Origin of the sequence: Acidithiobacillus caldus ATCC 51756 (genome assembly GCF_000175575.2) — a bacterium.
GTDB classification, from domain to species: domain Bacteria; phylum Pseudomonadota; class Gammaproteobacteria; order Acidithiobacillales; family Acidithiobacillaceae; genus Acidithiobacillus_A; species Acidithiobacillus_A caldus.
Genome location: NZ_CP005986.1, coordinates 2,603,614 through 2,617,741 on the forward strand (window position 1 = coordinate 2,603,614; position 14,128 = coordinate 2,617,741).

The following is a 14,128-nucleotide window of genomic DNA, read 5'->3' on the forward strand; positions in this document are numbered from 1 at the left end:
AAAAAGGTTAAGAAGCAGCTCCCGTGCACCCCCAGACAGTACGTGGTTTTATGCCCTACCTTGCTGGAACCGTCTAATCGCTCCCAGTCTTTTAAGGACTGACCCCCTTGTAGCTGCTTTCGGTGCCGTGGAAACAGAGCGGCCCACTATACACTTTTTGCACCCCGATGCAAGGGGATTGACCAAGGCCAATTCATGCCACCTGAGTGGATCGCTCAGGCGCAGGGCTCTTCGGCGGCCCACAGCTCACCCAGGGTCTCGCGGCGACGAATGACGCGGGCGTCGGTGCCGTGTACCAGGATCTCTGCCGCCCGCGGGCGACTGTTGTACTGGCTGCTCATGGCAAAACCGTAGGCGCCGGCACCGAGGATGGCCAGGACCTCACCCTCCCGAAGATCTGCCGGCAGGGGCCGCGCCTTGGCAAAGAAGTCGCCACTCTCACAAACGGGCCCAACCACGTCCATCGGTGCCTGCGCCGCCGCCCGCCGCTCGAGCGGCCAGATCTCGTGCCAGGCACCGTAAAGGCTGGGGCGCAGGAGATCGTTCATGGCCGCATCGACGACGCAAAAGGCCCGATTGCCATTGTACTTGCGGTACTCCACCCGGGTCAGGAGGGCGCCGGCATTACCCACCAGCGCCCGCCCCAGTTCCACCACCCGACGCACGGGCAGATCCCCCAGGGCCGCATCCAGGATGGCAGCGTAGTCGGCGGGCGTGGGCGCCTGCTCGTCGTGGTAGCGGATGCCGACTCCGCCGCCAAGATCCAGATGCTGCAGGTGGATGCCTTGGCGCCCGAGGGCTTCATAAAGCTGGACGACGCGCCGCGCCGCCTCAGCAATGGGTGCCAGGTCCAGCAGTTGCGAGCCGATATGGCAGGCTACGCCCAAGACCTCCAGATGGCGACTGCGGGCTGCGCGCTCATAAAGCAGCGGGGCTTCGGCCATGGGGATGCCGAACTTCGTTTCGCGCAGACCCGTAGCGATGTATGGGTGCGTCGAGGCCTCCACATCGGGATTGACGCGCATGGCAATGGGTGCGCGGCAACCCAGTTCCGCCGCCACCTGCTCGATGCGCGCAAGCTCCGCCGGGGACTCCACATTGAGGCAGTAGATCTCCGCCTCCAGTGCCCGTCGAATCTCGTCCCGACTCTTGCCGACGCCAGAAAATACGACGCGGGTGGGATCGCCACCGGCGCGCAGGACCCGGGCAAGCTCACCGCCCGAGACGATGTCGAAGCCCGCCCCCCACCTTGCCAGACGGTTCAGGATACTGAGATTGGCGTTGGCCTTCACCGCATAGCAGAGCGTGGTCTGCGGCCCAAGGGCGTGGGTGAAGGCGTGAAAGCGCTGGCGCAGATAACTTTCGGAGTAGACGTATGTGGGCGTGGCATAGCGCTCGGCAAGATCTGCCAGGGACAGGTCCTCGACACAGAGCTGCCCCCCCCCATGCAGAAGCTGCCGATAGTGAAAAGGGAAAGTCACGACGCCGCCGAGTGACTGGGGGATGCCGGATGCGCCGTATGTGGACTGGGCGTCGGCGGCAGCTGCAAAGGTGTTTTCCGGCCACAGCCGGCAAGCCCCAGCAACAGGCTCGACACCAGCAAAAAGCGTAGGAATGGGAGATCGCGCCTCACCGTCGCGCCTCCTGCTCCAGACGCTGCCGGGCCCGCGCGATGGCTGCACGCACCTGCGCCGGTGCCGTGCCTCCCAGATGGTTGCGGGCTGCCACGGAGCCCTCCAGACTGAGCACCTCCAGGGCCGTGGCGTCGATGGCCGGCGATATCGCCTCGAGGTCCGCCAGGGACAGCTGCTCCAGACCAACGCCCCGCTCCTGCGCGAGGCGCACGGCGCGGCCAACGACGGCGTGGGCGTCGCGAAAGGGCACCCCGCGTCGCACCAGGTAGTCGGCCAGATCCGTGGCTGTCGCAAAGCCCTCCAAGGCCGCCGCCCGCATCCGCTCCGGCCTTGTCTGCAGGCCCGGCAACATGCGCACCAAAAGAGCGAGGCTCATTTCCACCTCGTCCACGGCCGTAAAGAAAATCGCCTTGTCCTCCTGGTTGTCGCGATTGTAGGCCAGTGCCTGAGCCTTCATGAGTATCAGGAGCGCCACCAGTTGCCCCATCACCTTACCGCTTTTGCCGCGGATCAACTCGGCCACATCCGGATTCTTTTTCTGCGGCATGATGCTCGATCCGGTGCAGAAAGCGTCGGGCAAGTCGATGAAGGCGACGTTCGTGGACATCCAGTAGACCAGCTCCTCGGCCAAACGCGACAGATGCACCGCCAGGATACCCAGATCCGCTGCCACTTCCAGCAGAAAATCGCGGTCGGAAACGGCATCGAGACTGTTTTCGGCAAGGTGATCGAAACCCAGCTGCCGCGCCACATCCCAGCGATCGATGGGAAAGGTGGTACCCGCGAGGGCCGCCGCCCCCAGGGGCAGGACATTGACCCGTCGCCGCGCGTCGGCCAGGCGATCGCTGTCGCGCCGGAACATCTCCACGTAGGCCATGCAGTGGTGACCGAAGGTAATGGGCTGGGCCACCTGTAGGTGAGTCAGTCCCGGCAGGATGGTGTCGGCCTCGCGGCTGGCGAGATCCACCAGGACCCATTGCAGATCGTACAGGAGTGCGCGCAATCGATCGATGGCGCTGCGGACATAGAGGCGCATGTCGGTGGCCACCTGATCGTTGCGCGAGCGCCCCGTGTGCAGTTTCTTGCCCACATCGCCGATGAGCTCGATGAGGCGGCTTTCCACGTGCATGTGGATGTCTTCGAGCCGGTCCGTGAAGGGCAAGCTTCCGGCGGCAATCTCTTCCTCGATGCGCCGCAGACCGTGGACGATGGCACTGGCCTCGACCTCCGTCAGCACGCCCACCCGCGCCAGCATGCGTGCATGGGCGATGGACGCCTGAATGTCCTCGCGAAAGAGCCGCTGGTCCACGGCTATGGACGCCGTGAATTGCTCCACGAGGGCATCGGTTGCAGCGGCAAAGCGGCCACCCCAGAGTTTCTCGGTCATGATGGACTCCTGTTCAACGCCGCGACTATAGCGAAAAGCCTCACCCCAACGCCAGTCACCAGAGCCGGAAGATGCTCCAGATGGGTTCGCGCCGCAGGGCATGGAGGAGCGTCATGGCGACGTGCCCACACCAGTAGATCCAGACCACGAGATTACCCAGTTTATGCAGGGGTACGAGGGTTTCCAGAGCACGGCCGGGCAAGGCGCCGCCCTGGGGCAGGAAAAAGTAGATGGCAGAACCCGTCAGCGCCATCCAGGTAATGGCCAGAAGCCCCAGCCCGTGCACCAGCGCGGCCAAACCCGGGCGCGGTCCACCGCCGGGCAGCCTTCCCCGGGCAAGGGCAGCGAGATCGGCGAGCACGGGCTGCCAGGGGCCGCTCCAGGGAAAGAACTGGCGGCGAATACGGCGGTCACTGGCGATCCAGAGCCACTGCCAGAGGATGAAGAGGGCAGTCATCAGACCGATCCAGGCATGGGCGTTGAAGAGCAGACCGCCGAGACTGCCATAGTCGGCATGCTCCCACTGCGGTGTCATCCACAAAGACGACCAGATCTGCCAGGTCACGCCAAAGGCGATCCCGGCGTGCAACCAGCGGGCCTCTCTGGGCCAGGCAGGCGGCGGTATCTGCGTGGAATCCTCATCACCCTGCACCATGACCACTCCTATCCATGTGCTGTCCTCACGTCCCATAAAACTCCAGGTCCGACACGGTGGTGCCATCCGTACGCCGCCCTTGGCAAGGTTGGCGATGCGCGCTATAAACATACCCATGAATCTGAATTTTTGGGAGCGGGCATGATCTGGCTGTACTTGGCAAATACCCTCCTCGTCTGCGCCATCGTCCTCGCCGTTCTCTTCCCCAGCGCCACCCGCAGGTTGCTCATCCACCTCGGCCTGTGGTCCAGACTGCAAACCATCGACACACGCCGCTTCGCACTGGCCGTGGAGCGCCTCGGTATCTTTCTCATGGTCGCCGCATTGGCGCTTTTTGCTTCCATCCTGAGCGGCAGTCACCCGGCCGACTGGTCCTTGCCGGCAGCGGAGGGGTTGTTCTTTGGCGTGGCCCTATTTCTGGCCGGCTACTGGTCGCGCCCACCTTCCCCCTGAGCGCGTGCAGAGCTGCCAGACCGCGATCAGCAAAACTCCCGCCGGCATGCCAGGATGCGCCGGTACTCCTCCGGATCGCGGCACTCCGTCATCGCCCCCGGGCGCGGAAAGTGGCGGGCCTCCAGACGTAACAGCCAAAAACGCAGGGCCGCTGCGCGCATGTAGGGAAACCACAAACCGTGCTCTGCGCGTTCGATGGGACGGATTTCTGCATAGGCGCGCCAAAGCGTTGCGGCCCGGTGCTTGTCCAGACTACCGTCGGTGAGGGAACACCAGGCATTGGCCAGGATCGCCAGATCGTAAAGCCAGGCATCATCGCCGGCGTAGTAGAAATCGATCACACCGGATATGGCATCGTCCTGAAAGAGGACGTTGTCCGGAAAGAGATCGGCGTGGATGACTCCCCCGGGGACTTTATCCCGGGGCCAAGCCTTCTGCGCTTCCAACTCCTCCACCAGCAGGGCACGCTCTGCCGGGCTCAGCTTGGGGCTGAGACGCCGTGCGGTGTGCTGACACCAGAACCAGCCGGCCGGGTTCGGGTGGCGCTCGGCAAAATCGGCACCAGCCAGGTGCATTCGCGCCAGCAGGGCGCCAGCCGCCGCTACCTCACTATCGCTCGGACGGCGTTGGACGATAGACGCACCCGGCAGACAGTGGACGATGGCCGCCGGTTTGTCGCAGAGCTCGCGGAGAATCGTGCCATCGCGGGCGTGCACCGGCGCCGGGCAGGGAATACCCCGTTGGCTCAGCCATTCCGTGACGTGCAGGTAGTAGGGAATCTCGGCCGCGGGTAGGCGCTCGAAGAGGGTAAGGACATAACGACCGGAATCGGTCTGCAGAAAGAAATTGCTGTTTTCCGTGCCGGCACCGATCCCCTCCAGAGCCTTCGGGACCCCCAGGTCGTAGTGGGACAGAAACTCGGCCAGGGCCGGTGCGGAAACATCGGTGTAGACGGACATGGGCCCCCAAAATCAGTGCAGATGCCGTGCGTCACCAGCGAAAAATGACCCAATGGGGCACGCTCAGGTCGTTGATGTCCTTCTGGGGCACCTGGGTGAATTCGCCGCTGCCGCTCTTGTCCACCAGATAATAGGGTGGGAAGGGCTTGGGCGGGATGACCTTGATCATATACACCCGTCCGTTGACCTTGTACTCCTCGATTTGGGAGCCTTTGGGGACCTTGAGCTTGGCCTCTGGACCCGTCGCGGTGGACGGTGCGAGATTGGGGAGGTCCAACTTGTGGATGTTTTCGGCAGCGCTTTCCGCCGCCCAGGTGTTGCCGCTGACGGCTGCCAGACTGGCGATGAGTACGGACCACAGGATGCGTTTCATGAAGGGATTCCTCGCGCCTAGAGGTTGAGTAATGCTTCCGCCTCGGCGGCGGAAGGGGCAAAACCGCGCTTCTCGTAGTGATCAAAGATGGCCGCGACCACGGCGTCGGCATCGTCGATGACGGTAACCAGATCGAGATCCTCGGCGTTGATGGTGCCACCGGCGAGCAGGACATCCCGCCACCACTGAATGAGGCCATTCCAGAAACTGGACTCCACCAGGATGATGGGCATACGCCGGGTCTTGCCCGTCTGTACCAGGGTCAGACATTCGGCCAATTCGTCCAGGGTGCCAAAGCCGCCGGGCATGACCACGTAGGCGGCCGCATACTTCATGAACATGACCTTGCGCGAGTAGAAATGCTCGAAGGACAGGGAAATATCCTGGTACGGATTGCTGTGCTGCTCGTGGGGCAGCTCGATATTGAGCCCGATGCTGTAGCCCGTGCCACGGAAGGCCCCCTTGTTGGCCGCCTCCATGACCCCCGGCCCGCCGCCGCTGATGACCGAAAAGCCGGCGTTGGAGAGCTTGGTGGCGATTTCCTGGGTCTTGCGATACCAGGGATGCTCCGGATCGATGCGGGCGGACCCGAAGATGCTGACACAAGGCTCCACGGCCGCCAGCTTCTCGTAACCGCGCACGAACTCGGCCATGATCTGGAAGATTTTCCAGGCTTCGCGGGTGAGGCGACTTTCGCCACCGTCGCGTAAACGTTCCGTCTCCAGGTGAGGGCGCATGCTGACTTCCGTGTCCAAGAATGGGGCTTTCCCGTATTATGTTACAAATTCTAGGAGATGTCCCGATGCCCACTGCGCCACGCATCCTGGTGGATGCCTCGAGCTTTCTCTATCGTGCCTTCCACGCCCTGCCCGATCTGCGCGCGCCCGATGGCCTGCCCACGGGGGCCATCCTGGGGGTGGCCAACATGCTGCGGCGGCTGCAGCGGGAGTATCCCCAGAGCGAGATCATCGTCGTCTTCGATGCCCCGGGCAAGACCTTCCGCGATGCCCTCTTTGATCAGTACAAGGCGCAGCGTCCGCCCATGCCCGAGGAGATGCGTGCCCAGGTGGAATTACTCCACCAGTGGGTGCGCGCCATGGGACTACGACTTCTGGTCGTTCCCGGCGTCGAGGCTGACGATGTCATCGGCACCCTCGCCCGGGCAACACCGGTCCAGACACCCGTCATCATCGCCACTGGCGACAAGGATCTGACCCAGCTCGTGGACGAGCACACCACCCTCATGGACACCATGAAGGGAACCCGCACCGATCTTGCCGAGGTGCGGGCCCGCTTTGGGGTCGAGCCAACCCAGATTGCCGACTATCTGGCCCTGGTGGGCGACAAGGTGGACAACATTCCGGGCGTGCCCGGAGCCGGGCCCAAGACCGTTGCCAAGTGGCTGCAGCAGTATGGGGACCTGGATGGGATCCTCGCCCATGGGCAGGAAATACCCGGCAAGGTGGGAGAATCCCTCCGTGCCGTTGCCGAGATCCTGCCGCGTAGCCGCGAACTGGCCCGTATCCGCTGCGATGTGGAGATCCCTCCCGCAGAGGCCACGCCGCCCGACCCCGCCACCTTGCGGCGCCTGGCCGAACGCCTCGGTTTCCAGCAATGGTTGAAGGATCTGCCCGAGCCGTCCGGACCCTCTACCCCCAGCGCGGATCCCGTGCGACGCGAGAACTACCGCGCCATCGTCCACCGTGAGGAGCTGGCCCGGCTCCTCGCCACCCTGGAGCAGACCGAGCGCGTCGCCATCGATACGGAAACCAGCTCCCTGGACCCCCACGCCGCAGAGCTGGTGGGCTTCTCCCTGGCCTGGTTCGAAGGCGATCGGACTCGGGCCGTCTACGTGCCCCTGGGCCACCGTGAAGGCAAACAGATCCCAAGGGATGTGGCACTGGCCCTCCTGGGCCCCTGGCTCGAGGACGGCAGCAAGGCCAAGCTCGCCCAGAATGCCAAGTTCGACTGGCAGATTTTTTGGGCCCAGGGCTTGCGACCACGTGGACTTGCGCGCGATACCCTGCTGGAGAGCTATGTCCTGGACAGCACGGCGGCCCACGACCTCGACAGCCTGGCGGAGCGCTACCTGCAGCACCGCAATATCTCCTACGCCGAGCTGACGGGCAAAGGCCGGCAGGCGCGCAGCTTTGCCGCCGTCGATATCGCCAGCGCCACGGCCTACGCCGCCGAGGATGCCGAGGTCTGCCTGCGGGTGGACGCCCAGATGTGGCCGCAGATCCGCCGACACGAGGGTCTCGCCCGGGTCTTTCGCGACATCGAGATGCCCCTGGTGGAGGTTCTGGCACGCATGGAGTGGGCGGGCGTACGCATCGACGTGGATGTCCTGAAAAGGCTGAGCGAGGAGCTCGACACCCGCATGGCCACCGTCGAGTCCGAGGCCTTCGCCGCCGCCGGACAGCGCTTCAACCTCAACTCCCCCAAGCAGATCCAGACCATCCTTTTCGACAAGATGGGCCTGCCCGTCCTCAAAAAAACCCCGGGAGGCCAGCCCTCCACCAACGAGGACGTCCTGGCGGAACTGGCCAAACAGGCCGATCTGCCGCGCCTCATCCTCGACTACCGCGGCCTGGCCAAGCTCAAGAACACCTACGCCGACGCCCTACCGCAGATGATCCAGGAGCGCACTGGTCGCGTGCACACCCATTATCACCAAGCAGTGGCCGCCACTGGACGCCTGTCCTCCAGCGATCCCAACCTGCAGAACATCCCGGTCCGCAGCGATCTCGGCCGGCGTATCCGCCAGGCTTTCGTGGCCGAGCCCGGGCACCTGCTGATCAGCGCCGATTACTCCCAGATCGAGCTGCGCATCATGGCCCACCTGTCCGGCGACGCCGGCCTGCGCCAGGCCTTTGCTCGGGGCCTCGACATTCACCGGGCCACCGCGGCAGAGGTCTTTGCCATTCCCCTGGAGCAGGTGACTCCCGAACAGCGACGCGCCGCCAAAGCCATCAATTTTGGCCTCATCTACGGCCAGACGCCCTATGGGCTGGCACAACAGCTCGGCGTCGGCCAAGGGGAGGCCAAGGCCTACATGGAACGCTATTTCGAACGCTACCCCGGGGTCCGGGAATACATGGAAAACACCCGCCGCCTTGCCCGCCAGCAAGGCTATGTGGAGACCCTGTTCGGGCGCCGCCTGTATCTACCGGAAATCCGCTCCCAGAATCCGGCGCGGCGCAATTATGCCGAGCGCGCGGCCATCAACGCCCCCATGCAGGGAACGGCGGCAGACCTCATCAAGCTCGCCATGATCGCCGTGGACGCCTGGCTTCTGGCGCAGACGGACCACGGTCGGATGCTGCTGCAGGTGCACGACGAGCTGATCCTGGAGGTCCCGGAAAAGGCGGTGGATGCGGCTTGCCAGATGCTGCGGGAGAAGATGGAAGGGGTGGCGGAACTGGCCGTTCCACTCACCGTGGGCCTCGGGGTGGGCGCCAATTGGGACGCCGCCCACGGCGACTGACGCGGTTCAACCTTTCTTGCCGCCGTTATCCGTCTCACCACTGCTGAAACGGAACATCCGCATCACGGCATCGCTGTCCAGGGTTTCGCCGTTGAGGGCCATGGCCAAAAGCTCCCCACCCATCACCTGAGGGGCGATGATCATGTCCGGTTGCACCCGCCGCACCCGGCCGAGGTTCTTGCTGTCGTTCACCGCAGCGACGGTCTTGGCATTGCCCTCCAACTCCTTGACGGCAAGCACGACAAAGGCGTTTTCGGAGTCGTCGGCGCGCAGGGCGAGCACGGCGATGGCATTTTCCGCCCCGGCACTGCGCAGCACCTCGGTATCGGCGGCATCGCCAAGGATCAGGTCGTCGCTTTGATAGATGGAATCCTCTGGGGGATGGCCAACGATGACCACCACCGGCAGCTGGCGACTTTTCAACTCGCGGTAACTGTTTCGAGACAGGGGGGTATCGCCGACGATGATGTAGTGGTTCTTGCGGATCATGGGTCGAGCCTCTCCTTTCAGGGCGGCCTGCAGGCGGTTGTGCACGGCCGGAACGATGATGGCGGACAATGAGGTGGCAAAGACGGTGATGCCCAGGACGATGAGGGATACCACAAAAATCCGGGCTTCGGGAGTGATGGGGACGATATCGCCGTAGCCCACCGTGGACATGGTCACCACAGAGTAGTAGAGGGCCGTGAGCAGGCTGTGGATGGGCGGCTTGAAATCGGCCCCCAGAATATAGGCACCAAAGACCCCATAACCGATGACCAGCACCGCGCCGGTCAGCGCGAACAGGGTTCCCGTGGCCAGACTGCTGTAACTAAAGTGTTTGCGGAAAAGCCACAGCATGGCCATGAGCAAGGCATTGTAATAGAGCAGCAGGGTCGGATGGCTGGGGTGGCGAAAAAGCCCATAGCTCAGGATGGCCCCCGTGAGCACCAGCACCAGCACCCAGGCAAAGCGGGAGCGGAACAGAAGTCCCACGGACATGATCAGGAGTACGATCCCGGCGGCACCTACGGGGATACCGCGGAAGGCATCCAGAAGGAAGCTCTGGGACATGTGCGCGAGACTGCCGTTGTAGCGCAGACCCAGGATATGCTCCAGCGCCGGCAGGATGTTGAGGATACCCAGAAGACCGACGGCTGCAGCGATGGGCCAGTGCGGATACCAGAGCGACAGGTGCAGGCGATTGGCCCAGCGGCTTTGGCGGCTGCGCCAACGAACCCGCCAATCGGGGCGCAGGACGTGCCAGGGATGTTTATGATTGAACTTTACAGTCATGTTGCTACTCAAAGCCCGCAGTTGTAGCGTTGCGGTCCTGGCTTTTTCCTCCCTGGCCAGGTCCCGAGCCCTCCCCTCCCTTTGAGGGCTCTGACTTGGCCCCGGTCTCCACCGGGGTCTCTTTTTCGTAGGTTCGGGCGAGCAGCCAATGCAACTCCTCGAGACCCAGTCCCGATTGCGTCGAAAAACACTGCAGGCCCACTCCCTCGAGGGCCGGGTTGCGGCGGGCCTGGGCCAGCGCGTGTAGCGCCGCACCGCGGCTGAGTTTGTCGGCCTTGTTCAGGAGGGCGTGCACCGGTCGCCCACAGTGCCGGGCAAAATCCAGCAGAGCAAGATCGTGGGACCCCAGCGGATGGCGGATGTCCATCACCAGTAGCAACAGACGCAGACTGGTACGGCGGCGCAGGTAGTCCTCCAGCAAATCCCCCCAGGACAGGCGCAGCGCGTCAGGCACCTTGGCGTAACCGTAGCCTGGCAGATCCATGAGCCTTTGCCCGGGATCCAGATCGAACACATTGATGGCTTGGGTGCGTCCCGGCGTCCGGCTGACGCGGGCAAGACCACCGTGACCGGTGAGCAGATTGAGCACGGACGATTTACCGACATTGGAGCGGCCGGCAATGGCCACTTCGGCCCCATCGTCCGCCGGCAGTTGGTCCATGCGGGTCACGCTCGTACTAAAGCGCGCCCGCCGCAGCGGCGAAAAGCGGAAGGCTTTGGCCATATCCTTGGGATTGGTACGTTCCATGCTTAGAGCATAGTCGTCGGCGCTTGTCACTGGCAATCGCGGATGTTCGGATTCGGGACTTGTGCCAGGGGGCGCGGCCTCCTAGACTGGCCGACGTTGCGCTACAAAAGGGGAGGGGATTTTGCAAGCGCAGACCGATATGATGATGCGACAACGCTCGCCGTGGCGGTTGCTCGGTTCCTTTTTGGGGTCCATGCGTCTGGCCGTGAGCCTGCTGGTCTTGCTGGCCATTGCCTCCATCATTGGCACCATCCTCAGCCAACAGCAGCCCTACAGCAACTACGCCGTGCAGTTTGGTCCCTTCTGGTTTGCGGTATTCCGCACCTTGGGGCTCTACGACGTCTACCGCACCGCCTGGTACACCGGCATCGTCGCCTTTCTGGTGCTGTCCACCGCCACCTGTGTCACCCGCAATACGCCCCGGATGTTGCGCGATATCCGCGAGTTTCCCCTGCGTCAGCGCGAGAATGCCCTACGGGCCCAGCCCCACGTTCTGGAGATGGTGTCGGCACAGGACCGCGACGCGCTGACCGAGCGCCTCGCCACCCTGCTACGGGCCTCGGGTTTTCGTCCTCGCCTGCTGGAAGAGGGCGACTCCCAGTACCTGGCGGCGCGCAAGGGCAAGTACCACCGCCTCGGCTACTTCCTCACCCACATTGCCATCATCGTCATCTGTGCTGCCGCCCTCTACAACGCCGACATTCCCGTCAAGTGGGCGGAACTCACCGGCAGTCTGCGCCCAGCCACGGATTTCGATCTGCCCCTGTCCAAGATTCCGGCCTCTGCCTTCATGCCCGTCCACAACCCGGCGTACCGCGGCATCATCACCCTTCCCGAGGGACAGACGGCCGACGCCGTGTTCGAACTGGCGGGTAACGGCTACCTGGTCCAGCCACTACCCTTTCGCATCCACCTGAAAGCCTTCCACATCCAGTATTACTCCACCGGCATGCCCAAGGACTTCGTTTCCGACGTCGTCCTCTACAGCCCCCAAGGGAAGGTGCTCAAGGAAGGGGCCATCCGCGTCAACCACCCCATGTCCTACGATGGGGTGGACATCTATCAGTCGAGTTTCAGCGACGGCGGTTCCCTGCTCACCATGCGCTCCTACCTGCTGGGGGCAGCCGATGGTCACAGCGGCGAACTGCAGGGCCGGGTGGGACAGACCCTGAAAGCGGGCAACTCCGGCTATTCGGTGCAGCTGAAAAACTTCGACCTCTACAACATCGTCCCGCGCAGCGCCGTGGGCGAACCGCGCGACCCCAGGCATCCCACCGTCAATCTGGGCCCGAGCTTCACCTATGTGGTGCACGATCCGCAGGGCGGCGGAGCGGAGATGAAGACCTACATGCAGCCCATAACCCGCGATGGCCAGGGATTCTTCGTGCAGGGTTACCGACGCAGCCTTGGCGATGCCTACCAGTATGTCTACATACCTACGGGGCCGGCGGGCAGTATCCATCTGTTCATGGCCTACCTTGCCGCACTGCAACAGGCCGCCAAGGAAGGGGCAAACGCCTCACCGGCGCTTTTTTCGGCGGTCTTTGATCGGGTGGCTGCCCGCGCCGCGCCCGAGTGGACAGCCGCCCAAAAGGAGCGCTTCGTCGAGGCCAGTCTCCAGGCCCTGGCGAGTCTGCACGACTACCCCGTACCCTTTGTCCTGACCCTGTCGCAGTTCGATCATCGCTGGGCAGCGGGCCTGCAGGTGACCAAGTGGCCTGGCACCACGCTGATCTACTGGGGCTGCGTGGCCTTGGTGCTGGGCATCTTCATCCTTTTTTATCTGCCCCAGCAAAAAGTCTGGGCGCAGATCCAGCGGCGTGCCGATGGCAGCAGCAAACTACTGCTGGGCGCCGGTACCGATCGTAACCGTCTCGACTTTGCCCGACAGTTTGCGGGGTGGCGCGCCGCACTGGAAGCTGCCGGTGCCCAGCCCATTTCCGCTCGCGAAACCCATGAGGAGGTTCACCATGGCCCATAGTCCCGTGGAAAGCTATGCCCTGCCGTCGTCGCCCCAGCCCCGATCCTGGACCGCCATCCTGCGCCAAGAGGCACCCTGGGTCGGCGCCCTGACCCTGGCCGCTTTGGCGATCCTGCTGCGCTACGGCCACGACTTCGGCTACTGGCAGTACGTCGTCCTTGCCAGCTGGTACGCCGGACTGCTCACCGCCGGAATAGCCTGGCGCCCCCTGCAGTGGGCGACCATCGCGGCAGTCTTACCCGCCCTACTTGCCGTCTGGCTCTACAGTGACGGCCAGACGCCCGCCGACAATCTACTCCTGCGCTACGTACTGCAGGGGGTGGCAGCGGTCTACTGGATGTCGCTGGCACTATTGGCAGCGACGGCGACCTACCTGGCCTATGTGGTAACGGCGCGGGAAACCTTGGGACGCCTGGCATCGGCATTGACCTGGGTGGGTGTGGTCTTTGGCTTCATTGGTCTTGGGGTGCGCTGGCGCGAGACCTATCTGGGCCATCCCGACTGGGGGCACATCCCCGTCAGTAACCTCTGGGAGGTCATGGTGCTCTTCTGCGCCTCCACGGCCTTGTTCTGGCTGTACTACGAACAGCGCAATCGGGCCCGCGCCCTGGGGGCCTTCGTGATGCCGCTGGTGGCCATGGGTGTCGGCTTTCTGCTGTGGCTGACCCTGGCGCAGCACATGGATCGGATCGAACCACTCATCCCTGCCCTGCAGAGTTTCTGGATGAAGCTGCACGTGCCGATGATGTTCGTGGGCTATGCCAACTTCACCATCGCGAGCCTGGTGGGCCTAGCCTACCTCCTCACCCAGCGTTCGCAACGGCGGGGTGGCAGCTTGGCCCGCGTCCTGCCCAGCCTCGAGGTGCAGGATGAGGTCATGTACAAGGCCATTGCCCTGGGTTTTCTTTTCTTTACCGTCGCCACCATTCTTGGCGCCGTCTGGGCCGCCCGGGCCTGGGGTGGCTTCTGGTCCTGGGATCCAAAGGAAACCTGGGCACTCATCGTCTGGCTCAACTATGCCGGCTACCTGCACGCGCGGGTGGTGAAAGGCTGGCACGGCCGCAGCATGGCCTGGTGGTCTTTCATGAGCCTGTGGGTGGTGAGCTTCTGTTTCCTCGGCGTCAACCTGTTCCTGTCGGGCCTACACTCCTACGGCAAACTCTGAGGGAAAGTACC

General features: G+C 63.7%; 13 protein-coding genes. 4 read left to right on the forward strand and 9 right to left on the reverse strand.

The window, feature by feature from the left end; genetic code table 11:
• Window positions 1-215 precede the first annotated feature (215 nt).
• Genes lysA through ACAty_RS12740 form a run of 4 tightly spaced genes read right to left on the reverse strand, consistent with a single transcriptional unit; the run spans window position 216 to window position 3,676 of the window.
• On the reverse strand, window positions 216-1,481 hold the full coding sequence (gene lysA / locus ACAty_RS12730; protein ID WP_004869226.1) for a diaminopimelate decarboxylase: 1,266 nt from the start codon (window positions 1,479-1,481) through the stop codon (window positions 216-218).
• A complete protein-coding gene (gene lptM / locus ACAty_RS15965) occupies window positions 1,478-1,633 on the reverse strand; it encodes an LPS translocon maturation chaperone LptM (protein WP_004869228.1) in 156 nt (51 codons plus the stop codon). Before lptM ends, lysA begins: the two co-directional genes overlap by 4 nt.
• Window positions 1,630-3,021 (reverse strand): argininosuccinate lyase, encoded by a 1,392-nt coding sequence (gene argH, locus ACAty_RS12735; protein WP_004869230.1) that lies wholly within the window; start codon window positions 3,019-3,021, stop codon window positions 1,630-1,632. Before argH ends, lptM begins: the two co-directional genes overlap by 4 nt.
• 55 nt (window positions 3,022-3,076) lie before the next feature.
• A complete protein-coding gene (locus tag ACAty_RS12740; protein WP_004869232.1) occupies window positions 3,077-3,676 on the reverse strand; it encodes a cytochrome b/b6 domain-containing protein in 600 nt (199 codons plus the stop codon).
• Between the two features lie 141 nt (window positions 3,677-3,817).
• Between ACAty_RS12740 and ACAty_RS12745 the strand changes: the two genes are divergently transcribed.
• Window positions 3,818-4,129, forward strand: a complete 312-nt coding sequence (locus ACAty_RS12745; RefSeq protein WP_004869234.1) for a hypothetical protein — start codon at window positions 3,818-3,820, stop codon at window positions 4,127-4,129.
• 26 nt (window positions 4,130-4,155) lie between these two features.
• Here the strand turns inward: ACAty_RS12745 and ACAty_RS12750 are convergent, their stop codons facing one another.
• From ACAty_RS12750 to ACAty_RS12760, 3 genes are read right to left on the reverse strand one after another with little or no spacing between them, the layout of a single operon-like run.
• Window positions 4,156-5,088, reverse strand: coding sequence for a homoserine kinase (locus tag ACAty_RS12750; RefSeq protein ID WP_004869236.1), 933 nt, complete (start codon window positions 5,086-5,088; stop codon window positions 4,156-4,158).
• A gap of 31 nt (window positions 5,089-5,119) precedes the next feature.
• Window positions 5,120-5,461 carry a DUF2782 domain-containing protein gene (locus ACAty_RS12755; RefSeq protein WP_004869238.1) on the reverse strand — a complete coding sequence of 114 codons (342 nt, stop codon included), beginning with the start codon at window positions 5,459-5,461 and terminating at the stop codon, window positions 5,120-5,122.
• A 17-nt stretch (window positions 5,462-5,478) separates the two neighbouring features.
• Entirely contained in the window at window positions 5,479-6,198 is a 720-nt protein-coding gene (locus tag ACAty_RS12760; protein ID WP_004869241.1) for an LOG family protein, read from the reverse strand.
• Window positions 6,199-6,263: 65 nt separating this feature from the next.
• Between ACAty_RS12760 and polA the strand changes: the two genes are divergently transcribed.
• A complete protein-coding gene (polA, locus tag ACAty_RS12765; RefSeq protein WP_004869244.1) occupies window positions 6,264-8,948 on the forward strand; it encodes a DNA polymerase I in 2,685 nt (894 codons plus the stop codon).
• A gap of 6 nt (window positions 8,949-8,954) precedes the next feature.
• On the opposite strand, the gene kch is transcribed toward polA, so the two are convergent.
• Complete coding sequence (gene kch, locus ACAty_RS12770; RefSeq protein WP_004869246.1) at window positions 8,955-10,223, reverse strand: voltage-gated potassium channel protein; 1,269 nt, start codon at window positions 10,221-10,223, stop codon at window positions 8,955-8,957.
• Window positions 10,224-10,227: 4 nt separating this feature from the next.
• Window positions 10,228-10,971: a ribosome biogenesis GTP-binding protein YihA/YsxC gene (gene yihA / locus ACAty_RS12775; protein WP_004869248.1), complete on the reverse strand. Its 744-nt coding sequence runs from the start codon at window positions 10,969-10,971 to the stop codon at window positions 10,228-10,230.
• 121 nt (window positions 10,972-11,092) lie between these two features.
• Between yihA and ACAty_RS12780 the strand changes: the two genes are divergently transcribed.
• Both ACAty_RS12780 and ccsB read left to right on the forward strand, forming a co-directional pair.
• A complete protein-coding gene (locus tag ACAty_RS12780) occupies window positions 11,093-12,952 on the forward strand; it encodes a cytochrome c biogenesis protein ResB (RefSeq protein WP_004869250.1) in 1,860 nt (619 codons plus the stop codon).
• Entirely contained in the window at window positions 12,942-14,117 is a 1,176-nt protein-coding gene (gene ccsB / locus ACAty_RS12785; RefSeq protein ID WP_004869252.1) for a c-type cytochrome biogenesis protein CcsB, read from the forward strand. The genes ACAty_RS12780 and ccsB overlap by 11 nt, the downstream gene beginning before the upstream one ends.
• Window positions 14,118-14,128: the final 11 nt, after the last annotated feature.